The organism is Mucilaginibacter angelicae (assembly GCF_042434235.1).
Taxonomy (GTDB): domain Bacteria; phylum Bacteroidota; class Bacteroidia; order Sphingobacteriales; family Sphingobacteriaceae; genus Mucilaginibacter; species Mucilaginibacter angelicae.
This window is the reverse complement of the sequence record NZ_JBHLTS010000017.1, coordinates 101,396-124,869: the sequence shown is the minus strand read 5'-3', so window position 1 is coordinate 124,869 and position 23,474 is coordinate 101,396. Positions and strand designations below refer to the sequence as shown.

General features: G+C 41.4%; 16 protein-coding genes. 9 read left to right on the top strand and 7 right to left on the bottom strand.

Annotated features, from left to right (window positions below; all coding sequences use genetic code 11):
• Positions 1-433 precede the first annotated feature (433 nt).
• A complete protein-coding gene (sucC, locus tag ACFFGT_RS05525; RefSeq protein ID WP_121229406.1) occupies positions 434-1,627 on the top strand; it encodes an ADP-forming succinate--CoA ligase subunit beta in 1,194 nt (397 codons plus the stop codon).
• A gap of 281 nt (positions 1,628-1,908) precedes the next feature.
• On the opposite strand, the gene ACFFGT_RS05520 is transcribed toward sucC, so the two are convergent.
• The 3 genes from ACFFGT_RS05520 to lpdA form a co-directional block, all read right to left on the bottom strand.
• Positions 1,909-2,769 (bottom strand): sigma-70 family RNA polymerase sigma factor, encoded by an 861-nt coding sequence (locus ACFFGT_RS05520; RefSeq protein ID WP_090466905.1) that lies wholly within the window; start codon positions 2,767-2,769, stop codon positions 1,909-1,911.
• 240 nt (positions 2,770-3,009) lie between these two features.
• A complete protein-coding gene (locus ACFFGT_RS05515; RefSeq protein ID WP_377021511.1) occupies positions 3,010-3,849 on the bottom strand; it encodes an MBL fold metallo-hydrolase in 840 nt (279 codons plus the stop codon).
• Between the two features lie 242 nt (positions 3,850-4,091).
• Positions 4,092-5,483: a dihydrolipoyl dehydrogenase gene (gene lpdA / locus ACFFGT_RS05510; protein ID WP_377021510.1), complete on the bottom strand. Its 1,392-nt coding sequence runs from the start codon at positions 5,481-5,483 to the stop codon at positions 4,092-4,094.
• 398 nt (positions 5,484-5,881) lie between these two features.
• Between lpdA and ACFFGT_RS05505 the strand changes: the two genes are divergently transcribed.
• On the top strand, positions 5,882-9,217 hold the full coding sequence (locus ACFFGT_RS05505; RefSeq protein ID WP_377021509.1) for a TonB-dependent receptor: 3,336 nt from the start codon (positions 5,882-5,884) through the stop codon (positions 9,215-9,217).
• A 199-nt stretch (positions 9,218-9,416) separates the two neighbouring features.
• Here the strand turns inward: ACFFGT_RS05505 and ACFFGT_RS05500 are convergent, their stop codons facing one another.
• The 3 genes from ACFFGT_RS05500 to ACFFGT_RS05490 form a co-directional block, all read right to left on the bottom strand.
• Entirely contained in the window at positions 9,417-10,106 is a 690-nt protein-coding gene (locus tag ACFFGT_RS05500; protein ID WP_377021508.1) for a sterol desaturase family protein, read from the bottom strand.
• An 18-nt stretch (positions 10,107-10,124) separates the two neighbouring features.
• On the bottom strand, positions 10,125-11,306 hold the full coding sequence (locus ACFFGT_RS05495) for an AIR synthase related protein (protein ID WP_377021507.1): 1,182 nt from the start codon (positions 11,304-11,306) through the stop codon (positions 10,125-10,127).
• Positions 11,307-11,443: 137 nt separating this feature from the next.
• Entirely contained in the window at positions 11,444-13,312 is a 1,869-nt protein-coding gene (locus ACFFGT_RS05490) for a chloride channel protein (RefSeq protein WP_377021506.1), read from the bottom strand.
• A gap of 169 nt (positions 13,313-13,481) precedes the next feature.
• On the opposite strand from ACFFGT_RS05490, the gene ACFFGT_RS05485 reads away from it, so the two are divergent.
• The 4 genes from ACFFGT_RS05485 to ACFFGT_RS05470 all read left to right on the top strand — a co-directional run bounded on the left by ACFFGT_RS05485 (position 13,482) and on the right by ACFFGT_RS05470 (position 16,974).
• Positions 13,482-13,688 carry a hypothetical protein gene (locus tag ACFFGT_RS05485; RefSeq protein ID WP_377021505.1) on the top strand — a complete coding sequence of 69 codons (207 nt, stop codon included), beginning with the start codon at positions 13,482-13,484 and terminating at the stop codon, positions 13,686-13,688.
• Positions 13,689-13,737: 49 nt separating this feature from the next.
• Positions 13,738-14,433 carry a Crp/Fnr family transcriptional regulator gene (locus ACFFGT_RS05480; protein WP_377021504.1) on the top strand — a complete coding sequence of 232 codons (696 nt, stop codon included), beginning with the start codon at positions 13,738-13,740 and terminating at the stop codon, positions 14,431-14,433.
• A gap of 249 nt (positions 14,434-14,682) precedes the next feature.
• Positions 14,683-16,458, top strand: coding sequence for a chloride channel protein (locus tag ACFFGT_RS05475; protein WP_377021503.1), 1,776 nt, complete (start codon positions 14,683-14,685; stop codon positions 16,456-16,458).
• A 24-nt stretch (positions 16,459-16,482) separates the two neighbouring features.
• The gene (locus ACFFGT_RS05470) at positions 16,483-16,974 is read left to right on the top strand and encodes a hypothetical protein (protein WP_377021502.1); all 492 of its coding nucleotides are present in this window, start codon (positions 16,483-16,485) and stop codon (positions 16,972-16,974) included.
• A gap of 73 nt (positions 16,975-17,047) precedes the next feature.
• Here the strand turns inward: ACFFGT_RS05470 and ACFFGT_RS05465 are convergent, their stop codons facing one another.
• Positions 17,048-19,222 carry a glutamine synthetase III family protein gene (locus ACFFGT_RS05465; protein ID WP_377021501.1) on the bottom strand — a complete coding sequence of 725 codons (2,175 nt, stop codon included), beginning with the start codon at positions 19,220-19,222 and terminating at the stop codon, positions 17,048-17,050.
• Between the two features lie 599 nt (positions 19,223-19,821).
• On the opposite strand from ACFFGT_RS05465, the gene ACFFGT_RS05460 reads away from it, so the two are divergent.
• From ACFFGT_RS05460 to ACFFGT_RS05450, 3 genes are all read left to right on the top strand, one after another.
• Positions 19,822-21,429, top strand: a complete 1,608-nt coding sequence (locus ACFFGT_RS05460) for an ammonium transporter (protein WP_377021500.1) — start codon at positions 19,822-19,824, stop codon at positions 21,427-21,429.
• Between the two features lie 234 nt (positions 21,430-21,663).
• A complete protein-coding gene (locus ACFFGT_RS05455; RefSeq protein WP_377021499.1) occupies positions 21,664-22,716 on the top strand; it encodes a porin in 1,053 nt (350 codons plus the stop codon).
• Positions 22,717-22,849: 133 nt separating this feature from the next.
• A complete protein-coding gene (locus ACFFGT_RS05450) occupies positions 22,850-23,449 on the top strand; it encodes a DUF4468 domain-containing protein (RefSeq protein WP_377021498.1) in 600 nt (199 codons plus the stop codon).
• The last annotated feature ends 25 nt before the right edge of the window (positions 23,450-23,474 follow it).

The window sequence follows — 23,474 nt, the reverse complement described above, 5'->3', positions numbered from 1 at the left end:
ACGGATTTGTTGTTTCTCGCAAAGGCGCGAAGACGCAAAGGTTTTTTACGGATTTGTGCGGAGGCCGCGTTAGGGATAGGAGCGGAAAGCCCGGAGCGTGCGATGGCTCTGCGCGTTGGCAAAGCGAGGACTTGCAGCGGATAGCCCGGGCCGCAGGCAACGCCATTATTGATTTGGGATTTCGGATGCCCGATTTCGGATTTTGGACTTATACAGATTGAGCGACTTAAAGAACAGAAATCAACATCCAATAATTGTTCTTTTATTAATTTTCTTCTTTGCGCCTTTGCCTGCTTAAAAATTAAAGCGGAATTAGATATACTAAATGGTATTGTAAATACAATGTTATTTACCCCGATAAGGGCAAATAAACTGAAACAAGGTGTTTACCGTTTCAAACAAAATTGTAGCTTTACCGCAAATTCTTCAAAACATGAATATTCACGAATATCAGGGTAAAGCTATATTAAAAAGCTATGGCGTTAGAGTTCAGGAAGGCATTGTAGCCGATACTGTTGAGCAGGCTGTTGAGGCTGCCCAAAAATTGAAAGAAGACCTGGGATCAAGCTGGGTAGTAATTAAAGCACAGATCCACGCAGGTGGCCGTGGTAAAGGCGGTGGTGTTAAACTTGCTAAAAATATCGACCAGGTAAAAGAATTATCAGGTAATATTTTAGGTATGCAACTGGTAACCCCGCAAACCGGTCCTGAAGGTAAAAAAGTTAAGAAGGTTTTAGTAGCACAGGATGTTTACTATCCGGGCGAAAGTGAAACCAAAGAGTTTTACATGAGCGTATTGCTTGACCGCGCACGTGGCCGTAACATTATCATGTACAGCACCGAAGGCGGTATGGATATTGAGGAAGTTGCACACTCAACTCCTGAGCTTATATTTAAAGAAGAGATTGACCCTAAAGTAGGTTTACAGGGCTTCCAAACCCGTAAAATAGCTTTTAACCTTGGCCTTGAAGGCGAAGCGTTTAAAGACATGACCAAATTCATTGCCGCTTTATACAAAGCCTATGAAGGTACCGACTCATCACAATTTGAAATTAACCCGGTTTTAAAAACCTCTGACAATAAAATTTTAGCTGTTGACGCTAAGGTAAACCTTGACGATAACGCACTTTACCGTCACCCGGATTATGCAGCAATGCGTGATACTGACGAGGAAGATCCAACAGAAGTTGAAGCAAGCAAATCAAATCTTAACTATGTTAAGCTTGATGGTAACGTAGGTTGTATGGTTAATGGTGCCGGCTTAGCTATGGCTACTATGGATATCATTAAAATTGCCGGTGGCGAGCCTGCCAACTTCCTTGACGTAGGCGGTACTGCTAACGCTCAAACTGTAAAAGCAGGTTTCAATATCATCCTTTCTGATCCTAACGTTAAAGCCATCCTGATCAACATTTTTGGTGGTATTGTACGTTGCGACCGTGTTGCGCAAGGTGTAATTGATGCTTACAACGAAATCGGCAACATCCCGGTTCCAATTATCGTGCGTTTGCAAGGCACAAACGCTGCCGAAGCAAAAGCATTGATCGATAACTCAGGTTTGAAAGTTTACTCGGCCATATTGCTGAAAGAAGCTGCAGACCGTGTTAAAGAGGTTTTAGCGCTTTAGTTTGAGAGATTAGAGGTAGGTGATTAGAGATTAGTTGCCATTCCTTTAGATATAAAAGCGGTGAGTTTAGGCTCGCCGCTTTTTTTGTAGGTGCGCGTTTGTGCTCTACACCACGTCATTGCGAGGTACGAAGTAATCCCCAATAAGCAGAGCAGCTATGCAAATTCCTCTGTATAGTTTGGGATTGCTTCGTACCTCGCAATGACGGTAGGAGGGTATGTAGGACAAACAAAAAAGCCACCGGCTTTAACCGATGGCTTCTGATATTTTAAAGGTTGTGATTAACCTAAATATGATTTCAATATTTTGCTACGCGAAGTATGACGCAGGCGTTGCAGGGCTTTATCCTTGATCTGGCGTACACGCTCACGGGTAAGGTTAAACTTTTCACCAATTTCTTCTAATGAAAGCGGGTGATTAGTGCCTAAACCAAAGAACAACACGATGATCTCGCGCTCACGCTCGGTAAGGGTTGATAGTGAGCGTTTGATCTCTTCAGATAACGACTCATTGATCAGGATCGAATCGGTGTTTGGCTCCTGGTTTTCCAGTACATCAAGCAGCGTATTTTCTTCGCCCTGTACAAACGGCGCGTCCATAGATACGTGGCGGCCAGAATTGCTGAGCGTATCAGAGATCTTATCAACAGTAGTTTCAAGGATATCGGCAAGCTCTTCGGGTGAAGGCTCACGCTCATATTCCTGCTCTAACTTAGAGAAGGCTTTGCTGATTTTACTTAATGAGCCTACCTGGTTAAGCGGTAAACGCACAATACGCGATTGTTCGGCAATAGCCTGCAGTATCGACTGGCGGATCCACCATACAGCATATGAAATAAATTTAAAACCCTTGGTTTCGTCAAAACGTTTAGCAGCTTTAATCAAGCCAAGGTTACCTTCGTTAATCAAATCGCCCAAAGTAAGACCCTGGTTTTGATATTGTTTAGCAACAGATACAACAAAGCGCAGGTTGGTTTTGGTGAGGCGTTCTAATGCCGCCTGGTCGCCCTCACGGATCTTTTGAGCTAATATTACTTCTTCTTCGGCAGTTATCAGGTCAACTTTACCAATCTCGTGCAGATATTTATCAAGCGATTGTGACTCGCGATTGGTAATGGATTGCGTTATTTTGAGTTGTCTCATTTAGTTTATTAAGCCTCTCTACTCAGTGCTTAGGGAGTAGAACGTGTAAATCTACAAATTTGTTCTAAAAAAATACAATCGCTTAAAGTATTTTGAAAAAAAATACAGCGATAATTAATATTGTAACTTATTGATAATGAGTGTTTAGTTTGTATTGTGTAAAGATTATGTGGTTTTTTATAATAATAATTGTTCAAATTACCAAGCGGTATGATTTTTGTGGTGATCTTATGACACTGCTCAAATCTCGCTTAGTTTAAAGGCTTCTTTCATCCTTATTCCTTTTTCTGTTTGCTGTAGTGTACAGCATTCGTTTTCCGGATCGTGTTCAAAGTACAATATATATTCTTTTTCCAGTGCTTCATTTATAAATATTTTTTTTTCAGCAAGCGTTTGCAGCGGGAACATATCATAGGCCATTACATAAGGGATAGGCAGGTGCCCTATAGAGGGCAGCAGATCGGCCATATACAGAATTTGCCTGCCTTTATAATTAAGGAGTGGCAGCATCATTGATTCGGTATGGCCGGATACAAAACGAATCTCAAAATCTTTCATGAAATTGATGCCATCTTCAGTATCAATAAACTTCAGCTGACCGCTTTCTTGTATGGGTATGATATTCTCCTTAAAAAAAGAAGCTTTTTCACGGTCGTTGGGGTTTACTGCCCAGTCCCAGTGTTTGGGGTTGCTCCAGTAGGTGGCGTTTTTAAAGGCAGGAAGCAAGTTTTCGCCTTCGCGTATAACGGCACCGCCAACATGGTCAAAGTGAAGGTGGGTTAAAAATACGTCGGTAATATCATTCCTGTGAAAACCTAATGAAGCTAATGAGCTATCCATGCTGGCATTGCCATGCAGGTAATAATAACTGAAAAACTTTTCGCTTTGCTTGTTACCAATGCCTGTATCAACTAATATTAACCGGTTTTCATGTTCAACCAGCAGGCAGCGCATAGCCCAGGTGCAAAGATTGTTTTCATCGGCAGGATTGGTTTTGCTCCAGATGGTTTTCGGAACAACGCCAAACATAGCCCCGCCATCTAATTTGAAAAAGCCGGTATCGATGGTGTGTAAGTTCATTTTAGTTCATGGTTGATGGTTCGTAGATCATAGCCGATGGTTCGTGATCTTTACAGATTAGACCTGTGAAACTGATATGGCTAAATTATAATATTATTTTTAGATGCCGGGAAAATGGCATAGAAAATAAAAAGCCCCAAACTAAATGCTGTACATTTAATTTGAGGCTTTAAATATGTGTTGTAGCTATAAACTATCAACCATGAACTATGATCTATGAACCATACCCCATGAACTAATTACTACAAATGGATACACTCGCCGTAAGCTTCGGCTGCTGCTTCCATTACTGCTTCGCTCATGGTTGGGTGAGGGTGTACCGATTTGATGATCTCATGACCGGTAGCTTCCAGCTTGCGGGCTGTAACTACTTCGGCAATCATTTCGGTAACGTTGTAGCCAAGCATGTGAGCACCTAAGAACTCGCCGTATTTGGCATCAAATATCACTTTTACAAAGCCATCTTTAGCGCCGGCAGCACTTGCCTTGCCCGATGCCGAGAATGGGAACTTACCAACTTTAACTTCATAGCCAGCCTCTTTAGCTGCTTTTTCGGTATAACCAACAGAGGCAACTTCAGGCGAGCAATAAGTACAGCCCGGAATGTTATTATAATCAAGCGGGTGCGGGTTTTGACCGGCAATTTTTTCAACGCAAATGATACCTTCGGCAGATGCTACGTGAGCAAGGGCCTGGCCTTTAACGATATCGCCAATGGCATAAACGCCTTCAACGTTGGTACGGTAAAAATCATCAACCAATACTTTACCGCGTTCGGTTTTAACGCCGTTTTCTTCAAGGCCTATACCTTCAAGGTTGGTAGCAATACCTACTGCTGATAGTACGATCTCGGCTTCCAGTACTTCGGTGCCGGCAGCTGTTTTAACTGTAACCTTGCAAAGGTCGCCGCTGGCATCAACCGACTCCACATTTGAGCTGGTCATGATATTGATACCTTGTTTTTTAAGGATGCGGTTTAATGCTTTTGATACATCTTCGTCCTCAAGCGGAACAATGTTATCAAGATATTCAACCACGGTAACTTTTGTACCTATTGCATTATAGAAGTAAGCGAATTCGATACCGATAGCGCCCGAACCAACCACGATCATAGATTTTGGCTGCTGTGGCAATATCATGGCCTGGCGGTAACCGATAACTTTTTTACCATCCTGTTTAAGGTTAGGTAACTCGCGTGAGCGGCCGCCTGTAGCTAATATAATATGCTTTGCGCTGTAGTCTTTAGCCGAACCGTCGGCAGCTTTAACTTCAACAACGCCTTTGCTTTTTAATTTGCCAAAGCCAACAAGCACATCAATCTTGTTTTTCTTCATTAAAAACTGAACGCCTTTGCTCATGCCATCGGCAACGTTGCGGCTTCTTTTAACAACCGAGGCAAAATCAACTTCGCCGGCGCCGTTAATTTTAATACCGTAATCGGTACTGTGGTTAAGGTATTCAAAAACCTGGGCGCTTTTTAACAAAGCCTTGGTTGGGATACAACCCCAGTTCAAACAGATACCGCCCAATGAGTCTTTTTCAACAATGGCGGTTTTTAAACCAAGCTGGGAAGCGCGGATAGCTGCTACATAACCACCCGGGCCCGACCCTATAACAATTACATCGTAATCCATATTATTATTGATATACTTTAATTTCGTTTCAAAGGTAAATAAGTAGCGCGGGTTTTTATGATTTTTCCGCAGCCCCTATTTTTGGAATGCCAAAGCTAAGTAAAAGGGCTGAAACCAAAAAATGTACTGCCGGTATATATGCCTTACCATTGGTTATTTATATCTGCGCTGTGTCATAAAATCGGCGGCTACAATTTAACCGTTGAATGCCGATATGATTTAAACCATATTATTTGCGATATTTTCATCACTTGTAACCATTGTTTTATGGTTTTTGTATTTATCATGTAAAATGTTGATAAATATATAATAATTGTTAACGTTAACTTAACATTGCGAATTGGTTCATTAATTATCTTTGCGCCAATTAATTAAACGTATAATTAAAAAAGCAATTTATGAGGAAGCATTACCTTCTTTTATTACTTCTGATTGGCTTTTCGTTCTTCACTGGCAAGAACGTATTAGCCCAGGGTGTAACCACCGCCAGCATTAACGGTACCGTTACCGATGCTAAAGGTGCTATTCCCGGTGCAACCGTATCTATTACACACGTTCCAACAGGTACTGTGTATTCGACTGTAACCCGTGCCGACGGTCGTTACAACATCCCTAACTTAAGGGTAGGTGGCCCATACACATTTAAAGTATCCTTTATTGGTTACACTACTTATGTACAGGACAATATTACCCTGTCAATTGGCCAGGATCAAAGGATCGCTGCCGTACTTAAAGATAATACTACAGCATTAGGCGAGGTTAAAGTGGTAGGCACTTCAGGTAAAGTGATCAACTCATCACGTACCGGCGCCCGCGAAACTATCAGCCGTCAGCAAATTGAAAACCTGCCGACTATCGCCCGTTCATTGTCTGATTTCACCAAATTAACTCCTTCAGCTAACGGTTTATCATTTGGCGGTCGTAGCAGTGCTTTCAACAACATCACTGTTGACGGTGCTTTGTTCAATAACTCGTTTGGTTTATCAGGTACATTGGGTGGTCAAACAAGCTCACAGCCAATTTCATTGGACGCGATTGACCAGATTCAGGTTGATATTGCTCCTTATGACGTACGTCAGGGTAACTTTACCGGTGCTGGTGTAAACACTGTAGTAAAATCAGGTACTAACCAGGTTAAAGGTACTGCTTACTATTACGCACGTGGTTCAAAATTACAAGGTTATCATGTTGGCCCAACCAATCTGAATGTAACCCCTGTTAGTTATCATACAGATGGTGTTGCAGTAGGCGGCCCGATCATCAAAAACAAATTGTTCTTATTCGTATCAGGTGAGCAGGAAAGAATCACTCAACCACCTGCAACTGTTTATGTAGCCGGTGGCAATGGTGCAAGTGGTGCAAACGTTTCGGCGGTGCAAGCTTCAACACTTGATGCTATCAAAGCTAAATTGATCACATTAGGTTATGATCCTGGTGCTTACCAAGGCTATAACTATAACACTTACAGCAATAAATTAACTGCTAAGCTTGATTGGAACATTGATAAAAACAACACTTTAAGTGCTAAATATTTTTATCTGAAATCATACAAAGATCAGCCTGCAAGTAACTCAGGTATCAGCAACAGCGATGGTAAAACAGCTGTTGGTTATGGTACTACCCGTGCGCCAGGTCCTAACACGTTACCTTTCTACGGTTCAGGCTATACCATCAATAACAACTTTAACATTGGTATTATTGAGTTAGATACCCGTATCAGCAACAACCAGTCAAACAAATTAACTGTTGGCTACTCTGCACTTAGGGATTTCCGTAATTTCTTAGGTAAAGGTTTATTACCAATGGTTGATATCGGCAACGGTACAAATGCCGTTGATGGTACTCAAATTACAGGTGCTACTGCAACAGCAACCAGCTTTGGTTCTGAATTGTATACAGCCGGTAACTTGTTGAGCACAAACATCTGGCAGTTTTCTGACGACTACACCATATATGCCGGTAAACATGAGTTCACTTTAGGTACAAGCAACCAGATCCAGAGCTACACCAACGGTTTTGCTCCTGATTATAACGGTTTATACACCTATAACTCAGCATCTGACTTTTTGAATGGCAATGCTGCTGCTGCATATACATTACGTTACTCTGCAGTTGGTAATAGTATTCCTTATGCTAAAATAAAAGCTTCTATTTATAGCGTTTACGTACAGGATAAATTCCACGTAACTGATAACTTCAGGTTAACCTATGGTTTAAGGGCTGATTATGATCAATTTCCTACTACTTTAGCTGCAAATACCAATGCTGCTGCTTTAACTTTCCAGGGCGGTACACATGTTGATGTTTCTAAATTGCCAAAAAACAGGATTCAGCTATCTCCTCGTGTAGGTTTTAACTGGGATGTTAATGGTGATCAGTCAACTCAGATCCGTGGTGGTTCTGGTTTATTCACCGGTTCAGTACCGTTTGTATGGATTTCAAACCAGGCTTCAAACAATGGTTTGTTATTTGGTTCAAAAACAATTACCAAAGCTAACGACCCAACTAATCCAGCTTTAATTTTCAAACCGGATGTTAACGCAAACCGTCCTGCAAACGCAGCTGCTAATACTTCTTACGAATTAGACGTTGCTGATCCTAACTTGAAATATCCAAAAATCTGGAGAACAAATTTAGCAGTTGACCAAAAATTGCCAGGTGGCATCGTTGCTACTATCGAAGGTGCATATACCAAAGATATCCGTGCTATTTATCACCAAAACCTTGTTCTGTCTGACGGCTTTGCCACATTGCCAGGTACAGAAGGACAAATCCGTTACACTTCAAAAAATACAACACCGGCTGCGGCTGTTGCAACTGCAGCAAACCCGTCAATCACTGGTTTGTATTACATGAAGAATACCAACAAAGGTTTCTCTTACTTCGTTACAGGTCAGTTACAAAAAAGCTTCACTAACGGTTTTGCTGCAAGTGTTGCCTATACTTATACCAAAACTAAAGACGTTAACGACGGTGGTTCAACTGCAAGCACTATCTGGAGCACCAGGTATGTTGCCGGCAACCCTAATGCCGATAACCTTTCAAACAGCTCATACGTTCAGCCAAACCGTATCATCGCTACAGTATCTTACCGTAAACAATACGCTAAAAACTTAGCTACTACAGTTGGTTTAGTATTTGAAGCTGCTAACAGCGGTGCTATTTCTTACATCACCAGCAATGACCCTAACAATGACGGTGCTACCAACGACCTGATGTTTATCCCTAAAAATCAGGGTGACATCCTACTTGTTCCTGGCGCCCCATCTGCTAACGGTACTGTTGATAACCGTACCCCAGCTCAAATCTGGAACCAGTTAAATAGCTTTATTAACCAGGATTCGTATTTAAGCGCACACAGAGGTCAGTACGCACAAAGAAACGGTACTATCTTGCCTACTTACAAAAGACTTGACTTGCATTTTGCACAAGACTTCATGATCCAGGCTGGTAAAACCAAAAACACACTTGAGTTCACTTTCGACGTGATTAACTTCACTAACTTATTGAACCGTAACTGGGGTTTATATCAAACTTCATACAGCGGTTTCAACAACGGTGCAACTACTGTGTTAAGGTATGCTGGTACAGATGCTACAACTGGCCGTCCTACTTATTCATTCCCTTATCTTGATGCTAATAACCAAATTCCGGTTACTAAATCATTCATCAATGATATCAGCACCTTCTCACGCTTCCAGGCGCAAATTGGTGTAAGGTATATCTTTAACTAAGAAATACTTTATAATATAATTGAAAGTCCCGGCCAATTGGCCGGGACTTTTTTGTTAGTTTGATGTTGCTAATAAGGTGTTACTCCGAAATTGTATTTGTAATGCTAATTGAATATTTGCAAATGCTGACAAATACCGGATCAATAAAAGGGAACCTTAAGAATTTGGAACAGGATATTTAACAAGGATTACCCATGTGTCAGGGTTTATAAGTTTTGAATAGCTTATCCCAGATGTTGGTATAAAAGCCGAAATTGTGATTAATGTCAAGATGATGGCGGTGGTGGAATGACGGTGTTCCTAAATATTTAAAGGGAAATGTCTTTCTTATGTTTGCAGGTATAGGCTCAATACCCAGGTGCCCTGTTACACCAAAAAATACGTTGATAGTTAGGTAGATGAGTACCGCGTAGAAATTGAAGGTATACAATACCAGCATTATAAGCCAAAGCGCGCCAAAGCTGATGGTTTCGAACGGATGGAGTACAAAAAGATCGATAGGGATGGGATCTGCATAATGATGATGAAATTTATGCACCACCTTATATACCGCCGAATGATGTATCAGGTAATGGAAAACGAACATAGCGAAATCCATTAAAAAAAAAAGCAGCAGGAAATCAAAAAGGGTAAGCCAGTTTATTTCAAAAATAAGCTGTATATATCCATGCCCGAAAAGCCAGAAACCGGCATAAGTGATAATCGTATTGATAAGGTTGGTAAGCAGGCATATCAATACCTCGTTCCTGCTGGCCTGCTTTATGGGCTTTTTATTTAGCCTTAATATCAGCCAGCCAAATAGCAGTGCCAATGCGGTTACGAGCAGGTTTTCCGCTAAAAATATCATCCATAAATTAAATGGTGATAATGTAGCCAGAAACCTTAGCATAAGCGTTACATCGTGTTTTTATTCGTACTCAAACACCCCAAATTCAGATGTTACAGTCACCTTTTTAGTATCGGCCTTTTCAACGCGACCTATGATCTGCGCATCGACGCCAAAGCTTTTTGAGATGCTGATCAATTCGGCGGCAATGGCTTCAGGTACATAAAGCTCCATGCGGTGCCCCATGTTAAATACCTTGTACATTTCCTGCCAGCTGGTTTTTGATTCCTCCTGAATGAGTTTAAACAGCGGAGGTACAGGGAACAGGTTGTCTTTTATGATATGCAGGCCTTCAATAAAGTGTAATACTTTGGTTTGCGCGCCGCCGCTGCAATGTACCATGCCGTGTACCTGGCCGCGGTAGCCATCCAGTATTTGCTTAATAATAGGGGCGTAAGTACGGGTGGCACTCAAAACAAGCTTGCCTGCAGTTGCTGTTTGGCCGTTACCGATATCAATTGTATCGGTAAGGTTTTTACTGCCCGAAAAGATCAGATCATAAGGGATAGCTGCATCATAGCTTTCGGGGAATTTTTCGGCGATGGTTTTGTTAAACACATCATGACGGGCCGATGTAAGGCCGTTTGAACCCATGCCGCCGTTATATTCTTTTTCGTAAGTAGCTTGTCCGTATGATGCAAGGCCAACAATTACGTCGCCGGGTTCAATGCGATGGTTTGATATCACATCTTCACGTTTCATGCGGCAGGTAACTGTCGAATCAACAATGATGGTGCGCACCAGATCGCCTACGTCGGCAGTTTCGCCGCCGGTTGAGTAGATGCCGATGCCGGCCTCACGCAGTTCGGCTAAAATTTCTTCCGTACCATTAATGATAGCGGCAATAACTTCGCCGGGAATAAGGTTCTTGTTACGGCCAATGGTTGATGACAATAGGATATTGTCCGTTGCGCCAACACAAAGCAAATCATCAAGGTTCATGATAATGGCATCCTGCGCTATGCCACGCCATACGGAGATATCGCCGGTTTCTTTCCAGTAAGTATAGGCCAGTGACGATTTAGTACCTGCGCCGTCAGCATGCATGATATTGCAGTACTCAGGGTCGTTGGTTAATATATCGGGTACAATTTTGCAGAATGCTTTTGGGAAAATGCCTTTGTCGATGTTTTTTATGGCATTATGAACGTCATCTTTGGAGGCTGATACGCCACGCTGATCATATCTTTGCGAAGAAATCATGGGCAAATATAAGGCTATCAGGTCTAATTGTACTAATAAGGATTCCAGTTAAATGAATTTTCTATTTAACTGGAATTTTTAAGATTGCCCGAAGTTGTTAACTTCAGTAAATCCCCTTTTTATTTATTCTTAAATAATTAAGCCTCTTGTTTCAATGGCGCACCTTTACGGCCGCCGGCCATCATTTTAAGCCTTCGGCGTTTAAGCGAGATTTGCGTATTTGTTTCCCTGTTTTCGTTAATATAACGCTGATAAGCATTCAGTATATCTTTATAGCTTATCCCTGCAATTACCATGTTGCCTGCCGAAATAACGGGTAGTACCTCGGCACCTTCTTTGGCCATGAGATTTACAGCGTGTTTTAATGAATCATTGTTTTTCACAGCCTGCATACTGGTTTTAATAATTAGTTCAATGCTTGATGCCGGATCCAGGCTGTAATTATAAATGTCGGCAGCGCTTACCATTCCTGCGTAAGTACCGTTGGGCGCGGTAACAATAAAAAATTTGCCGGTGGTTTTATCGGTAGCTAATAATCCGCGTACATGTGCAATGGTGTCTGTGTATGTCAATATTATTCCTGTTTCTTTTACTACATCAGCAACATTGAGCATTTGCAACAGATCGGGCTCGTATGAGTCGGGGGTGTAAACGCCACGGCGTGCTATTTTTTCGGTCATGATCGTATTTTCCATCAAAAAGAATGATACCAGGTACGATGCTGTACAGGCCCCCAGCAGCGGCAGCAGCGCATGCGATTGCATGGTAGCCTCAAGTGCGAAAGTAATGCTGGTTAAATATGCCCTCGAAGCGCCTGCAAACATAGATGCCATACCAATAAGTGCCGCAATAGGTATGCTCACACCCGATTTCGGGAAAAGCAGATGAACCAAAGCTCCAAATGCAGCTCCGGCCGCGCCGCCGATAGTTAATAACGGTGCGAGCGTACCGCCCGAGGTGCCGCTGCCTAAAGCTATTGCCCACGAAAGGAACTTGAAAAAACATAACCTGACAATGAGCATTAATGATAAAGTGCCGGACAAAATGCTGATAATATTATCATAACCCACACCAAGCGTATGCGGGGCAAAATAACCTATAAAACCAACCGCCAGGCCTCCCAAAGCAGGCCACCACATCCAATGTATGGGCAATTTTTCAAAATTATCTTCAATAAAATAAACAATTTTAGTAAGGCCCATAGATATAAAACCAATAGCAAGACCAATCATACTGTAAACGGCGAGTGCCATGTTCGAGGGTGCATCCACATCAGGCATCGGGAATACCGGTCCTGCTTCGAACAGCAAATGGTGTCCTGCCGCTCCTGTAATGCAGGCCAGCGCTACAGGTAATATCGCTCTTGGTGAAAACTCGAACAAAAGCAACTCGATAGCCAAAAATACGGCAGCTATAGGTGTACCAAATATTGCCGACATGCCCGCCGTAGCACCTGCCGCCAGGATGATCTTACGCTCGTTAGGCGATATTTTAAACAACTGTCCGAGTGTTGATCCCAATGCGCCGCCGGTAGCAATGATCGGCCCTTCTGCGCCAAACGGGCCGCCGGTGCCAATAGCAATGGCAGATGATACCGGTTTTAAAAAAGTGATAGCAGGTTTTATTTTGCTTTTGTTTACCAGGATTTGCTCCATGGCTTCGGGAATGCCATGCCCTCTGATAGCCTTTGAGCCATAAAGCGCCATTAGCCCTACTATGATGCCCCCTATGGCAGGTATAACAATTACCCAGCCCCCTAAGTGATTGTTGGCCGGGCTGTGAAAGCCGGTATCCAAAGTTCCATAAAATGAAATATTGGTAACAATGTTGATTAAATAAATAAGTCCTTTAGCTATTATGCTGATAAGGCAGGCAATGAGGATACAAAGAGCTGATATGAATAAGAGCCTTGTTTTCATTTGCCGCGTTCCTTTCATGCCGGATTTAAAATTGTAGAGTTCGTTTAAGGAGGGCGAAACGGGGATGGCGTTCTGTGTTGTTTCCATGATCTGAAATATCCCTTATACCTTGAAGGGACAGTGTTTAATTTATTGCAAAGGTAATATATATTGCTATTGAAAAGAATTTTTAGTTTAATTTTATATTGCATATGCAATATAATTATATCATTTTTGCTTCGTTTTTGATTAAAGATCATTGCGTAAACAATTAATTATGAAAACAGCAAGTATTATTCTTTTCGTTTTAGGTGCGGCAGGCGTTGCTGCCGGACTACTATTATTCAGGAACCTAAACACAGTTAACCCTTTTGATTCTCATCCCTGGACTATCTATATCAACGGTGTACGATCATTTCCGTGGCCTGTTTTTGGAGGAGGTGTGCTGATGGGCCTTGGCCTTATTTTTAATATGGCTGCCTGAGAACAGCCAAAAGGCCGCTACTTTTAAATAACTTAGCGGTTTTTAATACATGGCGAAAGACAAAGATAAATGCGACCTTGGGACGTGCTTTTTATGTACGCACTGCCTGCCCGATTGGAAACCGGCAATCGGTGTTGCCAGGCAAAATGTTTTTGTAAAAAAAGGACAGCAGATATTTAAAGAAGGCGATCCTGTAACGGGTATTTACTTTGTTTACTCGGGCGCGATAAAGGTTCATAAAAAATGGGATAATGAGAAAGAGCTCATTCTCCGCTTTGCCCGCAAAGGTGATATCGTTGGTCACCTGGGGCTTGGCGATACCGGGTATTACCCTGTTTCGGCCACCGCTATTGAGGCCGGCATTGTTTGTTATATCGATATGCCTTTTTTTGAAAGCACGCTCCAGGTTAATAATAATTTCGTGATCAGGCTGATGCGCTTTTTTGCCAACGAGCTGCAGGAATCCGAAAAACGGATGCGTAACCTGGCACACATGCCGGTTAAAGGACGCGTAGCCCAGGCTTTTATCTCCCTCAAAAATAAATTTGGGGTTAACAACGAAGGCTTTATTGATATTGAACTTACCCGGCAAGATATGGCCTCCTTTACAGGCGCTGCTTATGAATCGCTTTTTCGTACCATTAATGATTTTATTGATGAGCAGCTTATCGAAGTATCGGGCAAAAATATCCGCATAAAAAACGAGGCTGTATTGTTAAAACTCACCGAAGAAGAACAGCCATAAGAGCTTTATGCCCTTATTATTAGTTCGCTGTCAAAATAGCAGGCTCAAAAGAGTTATGCCCATATAATTTGATCAAATTCGTGAAGATTAGGATTTATAAGTTCCTGGTCATTTATTCCTGTAATATACTCTGCGCGAAATTGCGTTAATTTGTAGGAAAATAGATTGATGCATACCATTAATATATCGATCTGTAAAATAATCCGCGCTGATATCACTTCATCAGCATAATGGGTATATACTGCTGTTATGTTAAAAACACTTTCCTATAAAATAAACCGCTGGCGATTGAAACGTAATAGCCAACGTAATTTTTTAATTTATTGCAGTGTATTTGTTGGTTTTGTCGGAGGGCTTGCGGCCGTGGCCCTTAAGTTTTTGGTACATTTGATGGAAGAACTCAGCCGCAATATCTCGTCGCATTTGTACTATCATATTGCCTATGTGTTTTTGCCGGCAATCGGCATTTTAGGCACAGTGGCCTATCAGCATTTAATAAACCGCGACAAGATTGAAAAGGGGATAGGTAAGATCCTCATCAATATCAAAAAGAACCGCTCAAATATCAAAGTCAATAATATTTATTCGCACTTGATAACAAGTTCATTAACCGTAGGCTTCGGCGGCTCGGCAGGATTGGAGGCGCCTATTGTTTGCACAGGTACGGCAATAGGCTCAAACGTGGGTAAATTTTTTAAGCTTACGCCATATGAAAAAACGGTATTATTAGCAGCAGGGTCTTCTGCTGGTATAGCGGCGGTATTCAATAGTCCCATAGCCGGTGTTTTATTTTCGCTCGAGATATTGATAGGGGAAATCACCATTCCAACTTTTATACCGTTATTAATAGCATCGGCCACAGGTGTTGTGGTTTCAAAGGCCTTATACTCGGGTCAGTTGTTTCACCTTGTTACCGAAGGCTGGGTAATGAATGCACTGCCGTTTTACGTGGTGTTGGGGGTATTGAGCGGTTGGGTTGCTATTTATATATCCAAAGTAGGCGGTAAGCTGGAGAGAGGAATATTCAAAAAACAGAACCGCTACATAAGGGCAATTTCCGGAGGGGTACTTTTGGGACTAATTATTGTTGTGTTCCCGCAATTATTTGGCGAGGGGTATCATTATTTAACTGCAATATTAAACGGTAATATTCATGTGCTTAAAGAAGAGACACTGTTTGGTGATTTCCTCGATCAGCCGCTGATCATGTTTTTGTTTATAGCTGCATTGGTGTTTATGAAGATCATTGCTGCGGGGATAACCATAGGTGCGGGCGGAAATGGCGGTACTTTTGCGCCAACCATGTTTACTGGGGCTTTCCTTGGTTTGCTGGTGGCTTTTGGTGTTAATCAAACCGGCTTGATCCATTTAAATACCAGTAATTTTATTGCAGTAGGTATGGCCGGTGCGCTGGCCGGTGTGCTGCATGCTCCGCTTACAGCTATATTCCTGATTGCCGAAATTACCGGCGGGTACGTACTTTTTATCCCGCTCATGATCGTATCGGCCATATCATACATTATATCGCGTTATTCATCGCCCCATAACATGTACTGGAGCCATCTCATTCATGAAAACAATATCCAGCCAGGCCAGGATTATGGGATGCTGAATGCCATATCTCTTGATAGTATTATTAATCGTAAATACACCGCCGTTGATAAATCAATGACTGTGGCCGATTTTTATAAGGTATTAGCCAAAACCGACGCTAATATTTTTCCTGTACTGAAAGATGATGGCAGCCTGGAAGGGGTGGTACTGATAGATGATATCCGTCGCCGGTTATTTAATAAGGAGATAGCCGATAGCCTGATATCTGATATTATGATAGAGCCGCCAATGGTGATTGACTATGAGCAACCCGCCAGTAGTGTAATGGATACGTTTGATGCTATTGATGTTTGGCAGCTGCCAGTAATAAGAGACGATCAGTTTATAGGTTTTATATCTAAATCGGCTTTGTTAAGTAAATACCGGGCAGTGCTTATTGAACAGCACAAGGCGAGTGATTTATTTGCATAGGGATATAGCATAATTATTCGAAAGATGAATCAGGGTGATGTATTAGCATTTTTAGCAGCTGATAACAGGTATAAAATGATCCTTTGTACAAGTGTTTACACTTTACGAAGTCCTCACAATTATACTTTCGCTGCTTTGACTTACGATGACGAAAGGATGCCTTTAATTACGGATGCCATGAATAGTGACTTTTGGGGAGTGGCAAATTTTAAAGACGGAATTTTTAAATATCCTAACCAGGAACTGGAAAATATGTGGGTAATGCATCCTGAAATTAAACCATACTATTTAGGAAGCTATAGCTTTGTTATTTGGCGAAAGGATTTTTTGCAGTTTAAGGACAAGATGATATTTGTCGGAAACTTAAAAATTGTTAATGGTTTGGATAAAAATGGGAATGGCGGCGCGAATGCAAGCAGCCTGGGTTTTTTGCAACGTTTTTTTAACAATGAAATCTCAAGTATATTGGGCTATCGGTCACAAAAGATGTTTAAAGTACGTTCGATAATTAGCTAATAGTTTGCTAAGCTGAAACACAAAGGCCGCTAATATTTTAACATTAGCGGCCTTCATATTTTTGAATGAAATTTTACTTAATAAATAGTAACTCCCTAAACTTAGGCAGTGGCCATAAGCTATCATCAACCAGTTGCTCCAATTTATCAACATGGTAGCGGATGGGCTGGAAAAATGATTTTACCTTTTCATCATAATCAATAGCTCGCTGACGGATATCCTCAATAACGTTGGCCTTTTTGCGTTCATTAACCATTTGCTCGGTATTGGTTTTGATGAAGTTCACATGCTCCGAGATCCGGTTGATGATATCGAGCTGTGAGGCGTAAGTTGATTCGGCCAGGCCAAGATCTTTCAGGCCTTTAACATTTTCAATCAGTTTGCTTTGGTAAGTTATTGCCGAAGGAATGATTACGTTCATTACCAGTTCGCCAATTACACGGGCTTCTATCTGTAATTTTTTATAGAAGGCATCCAGCAAAATCTCGTGGCGGGCATGGGCTTCACGTACAGAGAATACACCGGTTTCGGCAAAAAGGTGTTCTGATTTATCACTTAGTAAAGCATCAAGCGCTTTTGGTGTGGTTTTAATATTAGGTAAGCCCCTTAACGCGGCTTCTTTTTCCCACTCTTCACTGTAGCCATTTCCCTCAAAACGGATGTTTTTTGATTCTTTGATGTATTTTTTGATCACCATTAATAAGGCAAGGTCTTTTTTCTCACCTTTTTTCATCAGTTTATCTACATCGTATTTGAATTTTTTAAGCTGATCGGCTACGATGAGGTTAAGGATAGTCATCGGACTGGCCGAATTGGCCGACGAACCAACTGCGCGCAACTCAAACTTATTACCGGTGAAGGCAAAAGGCGAAGTACGGTTACGGTCGGTATTATCAGGCAAGATCTGCGGGATCTTAGGGATGCCCTGCCACAGCAGGTTCTCTTCTTTGATCTTCTTGCTGATGCGGGATGTTTCTATCTCATCTAATACATCATTAAGCTGGCTGCCCAGGAATATAGATATAATGGCCGGAGGGGCTTCGTTGGCGCCCAAGCGGTGATCGTTATTAACAGATGCGATAGATGCCCTTAACAGATCGGCATGTTCATGAACCGCTTTTATGGTATTCACAAAAAAGGTAAGGAACATGAGGTTATTTTTTGGCGTTTTACCCGGCGATAATAGGTTTTTACCGGTATTGGTTATCAGCGACCAGTTATTATGCTTACCAGAGCCATTGATGCCTGCATAAGGCTTTTCATGCAGCAGCACTTTAAAGTTATGGCGTTTGGCAACACGGTCCATCAAATCCATCAACAATTGATTATGGTCAATAGCCAGGTTGATCTCTTCATATATAGGTGCGCACTCAAATTGTGATGGTGCTACCTCATTATGACGGGTTTTAAGCGGGATGCCTAATTGCAAAGCTTCGGCTTCCATATCCTGCATGTAAGCGTATACGCGCTCCGGGATCGAACCAAAATAATGATCTTCCAGCTGCTGGTTTTTAGCAGAGATATGGCCGAATAATGTGCGGCCGGTTAAATAAAGGTCGGGGCGTGCATTAAACAGGGCAATGTCAACCAAAAAGTATTCCTGCTCAATACCTAATGAAGCATTTACCTTTTCAATGCCCTTATCAAAGTAGTGACAAACGTCAACTGCTGCTTTGTCCAGCACATTCAATGCCTTTAATAAAGGTACTTTATAATCAAGCGCCTCGCCGGTGTACGAAACAAATACTGTTGGGATACATAAAGTACGTGCCATTAAAAAGGCAGGTGATGAAGGGTCCCAGGCGGTATAACCGCGGGCCTCAAAAGTATTACGGATGCCGCCGCTCGGAAAGCTCGATGCATCCGGCTCCTGCTGGGCAAGCGCATCACCCGAAAAACGTTCTATAGCACCACCATCGGCAGTGGGTTCAAAAAAGGCGTCATGCTTTTCGGCAGTGGTGCCGGTAAGCGGTTGAAACCAGTGTGTATAATGTGTAGCGCCTTTACCTAAAGCCCATGCTTTCATGGCCGAAGCGATCTGTTCGGCAAGGTCGCGGGGGATAGGTTCGCCTTTTTCAATTGAATTTACTATTCCCTGGTAGGCCTCTGATGAAAGATATTCCTTCATTTTCTTTTTATCGAAAACATTTGATCCGAAATAGTCAGAAATTTTTGGTGAAGGTGGTTTTACTTCAGGAATTGTTCTTGAAAGTACATCCTGTAAGGCTTTAAAACGAATATTGGACATATTTTATGAGGTTTAAATAAAGGTTAGCAGTCAAAATTATAACTATCCTTTAAAATACGGGGCAAAATTAAGTGAAATATAACATACCACCTAATGATTAAAAAAGTGGGAAAATTTAACCGGAAAGTCTTAAATATCTAAGAAATTTCACCTAAAGTCAGAAAAACTACATTTTTAAGCATTATTTGGCTGTTTTTTTATTTAAAAAAGGATAAAATGAATGCATGTGCTTTAAAAATGAATGTTTTTTAAATTTTTTAATAAGTAAATTGAAATTTTATTGAAAAATCAATTTTCAAATAGTTAAAAAATGCCATTCTAAGTGGCCTGTTTTTGCGATTTTCATAATTTTTTGATTTTTTACCATTAATTTATCATTAATAATTTGTTATTCTTAAAAATACTACCTAATTTCAGAAAATAATTTACGAAAACACGCCAATTATTATGCTTTTTATAAAAAAAATGAAAATTTTATAGGTAGAAAGTGGGGATTAGAGGTAAAAGGCGTTTAGTAATTGAAAATAGCAATCAAACTAAATTTAAATACAACAATCAAACTAATTAATTTTTAAAAAACAATCAAACTAAATTAAACGATGAAAGTAGGTTCTACAAAACACAACTTCCTAAGTTCAGTCCGACAGCTGACACGTGAAAAATGGGCGCTGGGAGCAACCATTTTTACAGGGAAAATGATTGGCTTGTTGCTGGTTTTTGCCGCAATGATGGTTTTGCCAGGTGTATTTGGTACAAAAGCTCACGCTGCTGAAACATACACCGCCCATGAAACGTCATTAATTAACACAGTTAATACTGTTTGGACACTGGTTGCTGCCTTTTTGGTATTTGGTATGCAGGCAGGTTTCGTTATGCTCGAAGCTGGTTTTGCCCGTAAGCGCGAAACTGTGAACGTGCTGATGGAATGTATTTTTGATACTTGTCTTTGTGGTTTACTATTTTACGCCATAGGTTATGCCTTTATGTTTGGCAATGGCAACGGCTTTATTGGCTGGGGCGGTGCTGATGGTAAAACCTGGTTCTTCCTTCAAAATACTCCTGAAACTTATGGTTCAACCGGTATCCCGGTATTGGCACACTGGATTTTCCAGTACGCTTTTGCTGATACCTGCTCAACCATTGTATCAGGTGCAATGATTGGCCGTACCAGTTTCCGTGGCGATATCCTTTACAGTATCGGTATTACCGGCTTTATCTATCCTATCATCGGTCACTGGGCATGGGGCCCGGATGGTTTCCTTGCTTTAATGGGAACTTCAGGCTTGTTTAAATCAATAAGCGCTCAGCCTTTCCGTGATTTTGCCGGTTCAACAGTAGTACACACCATTGGTGGTGTTGCTTCACTGGCAGGTGCAATGGTATTAGGCCCACGCTTAGGCCGCATTTTTGCCCGTGATGATAAAGAAAAAGGCGGTTTACCTGCAGGCCATAACTTATTGGTTGCCGCTGTAGGTGGTTTTATACTTTGGTTTGGTTGGTATGGTTTTAACCCAGGCTCAACATTATCTGCAATGGATATGCAGGGTATCGGCCGCGTTGCAGCTAACACCACGCTTGCAGCCTGCGCCGGCGGCTTTGCTGCTATGCTTGCCGCTTTATGGTTTGGCCCAACAAAAGGCAAATTTGATTTGGCCTTTACAATAAATGGATTTTTAGGTGGTCTTGTTGCAATTACCTGCCCTTGTTACTGGGTAAGCCCGCTTGGTGCTATCCTGTTGGGTGTAGTTGCCGGCTTCGTAATATTTGCAGGTGTTTACCTGATTGAGTGGTTCCGTATCGACGATCCGGTTGGCGCAGTATCTGTACACGGTCTTTGCGGTATCTGGGGTACTTTATCATTAGGTTTATTTGCATCAGGTCAGTACGGTGCTACAGGCCCAACTGGTGCCGATAACTCTGCTCCGGTAGCAGGCTTGTTTTACGGTGGTGGGTTTGATGTATTGAAAGCGCAGCTGATAGGTAGCTTAACCATTACCCTTGCGGTGTTCGTGGTTACTTATGTGATGATGTTTGTGATCAACAAATTAGGTCATCCATGGAAATTACGTATCGAAGAACATGGTGAAGCCGGTGCCGGTGGTATCGACGTATTCGATCACGGTATTGAAGTTTACCCTGTTCAGGATGATGAGATCAGCTTAAGCGGCCTTTTTGATAAAGGTGCTAAAGTTGCTTCAGAAGCCTAAGCTTGAAAGTATAAGCTTGACAGCTTAACGAAGATATTGATGCCTTGTGCGGTTGGGAAGTGGTAGTTTATTTAATGGACGTTGCCGTTGCCAACCGTACAGGGATTTTTTATGCCGACACATAAATGATCCTTTTAATTGCAAGGTGTTGATAATCAAATAATAATAGCTCTGTTCCCCGAAAAAAACAACAATTAACAAAATAGTTTATCAATTCACAATTAAATCGTTATCATGAAAAAAGTAATTTTACTCTTCTCATTTTTTTCAATTGCGGCCTTTACGGTTAAGGCCCAGGACACTGTTAAAACAACATCAGACGCGCCATTGGTTGTCTACGGTTCGGTAGATACCTATTTTAAATATGACTTCGCCAAGCATCCTAATATTCAAACCTCGTTCGGAAGCGATCAGAATTCGGTATCTATCGGTATGATTGACCTGGGGTTAAAGAAAAAGGTAGGTAAAGCATCATTTGTAGGTGAAATGTCTTTTGGTCCGCGTGGACAGGAGCAATCAATTCCTGCCGGTTCAAACGGTGATTCATATCATATCCAAAACTTATATGTTTCATATGATGTAACCTCAAGCTTAAATTTAACAGCTGGTTACATGGCAACATTTGTTGGTTATGAAGTTATTAGCCCGGTTGCTAATTTTAACTATTCAACATCGTATCTGTTTACCGCAGGCCCGTTCCAAAACGCGGGTTTTAAAGCAACTTATGCTTTCTCTGATAAAGTGAGCTTAATGGCGGGCATCTTTAACGATAACTGGAATACTTACAAATCAAATTCAAACACTCCTGAGGTATCAACTTTTGGCGCTCAATTGTTTGTATCGCCGGTTAAAGGCTGGACAGCTTATCTTAACCTTGCAAGCGGTAAATATTCTGGTACCATATTGGATTTAACCACGGCGTATCAGGTTACCGATGCCTTTAAATTAGGCTTAAACGCTGCAAGAAAATCAGGCGGCGGTGCGTTAAACTATTATGGCTATGCATTGTATCCGCAACTGGCAGTTTCAAAAGTAGTTACCTTTGGTTTAAGGGAAGAATACTTCAAGGCAAAAGCTACAAATAGCGGTCCTGATGTAGGTATCTCTCCGGGTAACTCAGTGTTTGCTTCAACTTTAACAGCAAACATTAAAGCCGGTCCTTTAACTTTTATACCTGAAGTAAGGTTAGATCATACTAAAAATGTTGATAGCTTTATTAAAAGTGATGGCACTACCTTTACAAAATCAGCTTCTCAATTTTTGTTAGCTGCAGTGTACGCTTTCTAATTTTAATAAAAACATTATTTGCAAAAAGCCTCCTGATATAACCGGGAGGCTTTTATCTTTATAGGGTGAAATTGTTTTTAAATATTACCGTTATGGTGATTGGGGAGATTTCATTTTAATAACACTTGTTCGGATGAAAAATATTATTGTTGTTTCGCTTCTTGTCCTGTTTGCTAAAAATGCATCTGCTCAAAAAGATTCATTATCTTTTGATGAGCATGATAAATATATTTACTACAAACTGGTTGATCAGCCCGGATCAAATGCTGATACCCTGTATAACCGTGGTTTGTATTTTTTAAATGCTGCGTATCCTAAAAAAACGCTCGGGCTTTTGAAAAGTGAGAAAGAAAATCATTCGCTTACCGCTGTTGGTGGCTACATGATCTCAAAAAAAGGGCTGGTAGGCAGCAGTGAAGGCGGAGAAATACACTATACCCTTGTTATTGAAGCTAAAGACTCCAAATACAGGTATTGGTTAACTGATTTTGTTTACCAGCCTTATCAGCGTAACCGTTATGGTTCATCAGAGCCTGTGCCGGGCGGTGATATTCCGCTTGAAAAGGCATCGGGTAAATTATCTAAAACTGATTTTAACAACTATCTTGACCAGGTGATAGCTAATAGCAAGCAAGTGGGCGATCGCTTAAAGGCTTACATGCTTAAAGCATCATCGCTTGTTAAAAAGCCAGAGGTTAAAAAGGTTAATAAGATCTCGACCAAAGACTGGTAGTTGTTTAGTTTGCAGTTGTCGGTGT

What these genes read in the sequence shown, in the direction of transcription:
- lpdA (WP_377021510.1), bottom strand. Translation starts at nt 5,483, where the DNA reads ATGGATTACGATGTAATTGTTATAGGGTCGGGCCCGGGTGGTTATGTA.
- ACFFGT_RS05450 (WP_377021498.1), top strand. Translation starts at nt 22,850, where the DNA reads ATGAAAAATATTATTGTTGTTTCGCTTCTTGTCCTGTTTGCTAAAAAT.
- ACFFGT_RS05460 (WP_377021500.1), top strand. Translation starts at nt 19,822, where the DNA reads ATGAAAGTAGGTTCTACAAAACACAACTTCCTAAGTTCAGTCCGACAG.
- ACFFGT_RS05480 (WP_377021504.1), top strand. Translation starts at nt 13,738, where the DNA reads ATGGCGAAAGACAAAGATAAATGCGACCTTGGGACGTGCTTTTTATGT.
- ACFFGT_RS05495 (WP_377021507.1), bottom strand. Translation starts at nt 11,306, where the DNA reads ATGATTTCTTCGCAAAGATATGATCAGCGTGGCGTATCAGCCTCCAAA.
- ACFFGT_RS05505 (WP_377021509.1), top strand. Translation starts at nt 5,882, where the DNA reads ATGAGGAAGCATTACCTTCTTTTATTACTTCTGATTGGCTTTTCGTTC.
- ACFFGT_RS05455 (WP_377021499.1), top strand. Translation starts at nt 21,664, where the DNA reads ATGAAAAAAGTAATTTTACTCTTCTCATTTTTTTCAATTGCGGCCTTT.
- ACFFGT_RS05465 (WP_377021501.1), bottom strand. Translation starts at nt 19,222, where the DNA reads ATGTCCAATATTCGTTTTAAAGCCTTACAGGATGTACTTTCAAGAACA.
- ACFFGT_RS05475 (WP_377021503.1), top strand. Translation starts at nt 14,683, where the DNA reads ATGTTAAAAACACTTTCCTATAAAATAAACCGCTGGCGATTGAAACGT.
- ACFFGT_RS05500 (WP_377021508.1), bottom strand. Translation starts at nt 10,106, where the DNA reads ATGCTAAGGTTTCTGGCTACATTATCACCATTTAATTTATGGATGATA.
- ACFFGT_RS05490 (WP_377021506.1), bottom strand. Translation starts at nt 13,312, where the DNA reads ATGGAAACAACACAGAACGCCATCCCCGTTTCGCCCTCCTTAAACGAA.
- ACFFGT_RS05515 (WP_377021511.1), bottom strand. Translation starts at nt 3,849, where the DNA reads ATGAACTTACACACCATCGATACCGGCTTTTTCAAATTAGATGGCGGG.
- ACFFGT_RS05520 (WP_090466905.1), bottom strand. Translation starts at nt 2,769, where the DNA reads ATGAGACAACTCAAAATAACGCAATCCATTACCAATCGCGAGTCACAA.
- ACFFGT_RS05470 (WP_377021502.1), top strand. Translation starts at nt 16,483, where the DNA reads ATGAATCAGGGTGATGTATTAGCATTTTTAGCAGCTGATAACAGGTAT.
- ACFFGT_RS05485 (WP_377021505.1), top strand. Translation starts at nt 13,482, where the DNA reads ATGAAAACAGCAAGTATTATTCTTTTCGTTTTAGGTGCGGCAGGCGTT.
- sucC (WP_121229406.1), top strand. Translation starts at nt 434, where the DNA reads ATGAATATTCACGAATATCAGGGTAAAGCTATATTAAAAAGCTATGGC.